The following is a 236-nucleotide window of genomic DNA, read 5'->3' as shown; positions in this document are numbered from 1 at the left end:
CGGTGACGGCGAAGGACGGGAGCAACGCCGCGGCCAGTGATTCCTTCGTGCTGACGATCGCCAACGTCAACGATGCGCCGACGGTGGCGTCTCCGATCACTGACCAGAGCGCGACCGAGGATCAGCCGTTCAGCTTCCAGATCCCTTCGGGCACCTTCGCCGACGTCGACGCGGGCGACTCGCTGAGCTACACGACGAGCACGCTGCCGAGCTGGCTGAGCTTCAATGCGGCGACA

General features: G+C 65.7%; 1 protein-coding gene. It reads left to right on the top strand.

What is annotated here, in order from left to right:
- Positions 1–47 precede the first annotated feature (47 nt).
- Positions 48–236 (top strand): putative Ig domain-containing protein (locus HZU84_RS20215; RefSeq protein WP_219341032.1); only part of this gene is annotated, 189 nt, incomplete at its 3' end.

This window comes from Sphaerotilus sulfidivorans (genome assembly GCF_013426975.1).
Taxonomy (GTDB): domain Bacteria; phylum Pseudomonadota; class Gammaproteobacteria; order Burkholderiales; family Burkholderiaceae_C; genus Sphaerotilus; species Sphaerotilus sulfidivorans.
Note: the sequence above shows the minus strand (reverse complement) of the source record. Positions and strands in the feature narration are given on the sequence as shown.